Origin of the sequence: Thiomicrorhabdus heinhorstiae (genome assembly GCF_013391765.2) — a bacterium.
GTDB classification, from domain to species: Bacteria; Pseudomonadota; Gammaproteobacteria; order Thiomicrospirales; family Thiomicrospiraceae; genus Thiomicrorhabdus; species Thiomicrorhabdus heinhorstiae.
The window spans coordinates 1-432 of record NZ_JACBGI020000070.1; the positions used below are offsets into that span (position 1 = coordinate 1).

Here is a 432-nt window from a genome sequence, read left to right on the forward strand (position 1 = left end):
GTGGGTTCTCAAGTTCAAAGTGCCTTTCAGTTTGCCCGCACCGTCGTCGCTGATAATCCAGCCCAGGCCGGCACCGGCTGTACGGATGGCCTTTTTGACCTGCTCGGCGGTTTTGATGTTGGATGGAACCGGTTGTGATTCCATATTACGGATTGGCTGGCCTGTTCCGCAAGCCGTTAAGGTGGCGACTAAGCCTAGTACCGATAGACCTAAAATCAATTTTTGAACCATGAATTTCATTTGTGTTTATCCTCCTGAATCGATCGCAATAAATGGTGTGTTTCTAAAAATGGAAAACCCCATTAAAGTACCATTAATAGGGGATTTGGTAAAGCCAATTTCGTATATTTGCTTAATCTGATCTGGCTTTGGCATCCATTTGGAGAGTCGATATCAAATCATGCCGCCGTTGATATTCAGCACCTGTCGGGT

Annotated in this window: 1 pseudogene; it reads right to left on the reverse strand. The window is 45.8% G+C overall.

Features of this window, described 5'->3' with window-relative positions:
- Positions 1–240: pseudogene (locus tag H8792_RS12410) on the reverse strand (hypothetical protein); the annotation flags it as partial.
- Positions 241–432: the final 192 nt, after the last annotated feature.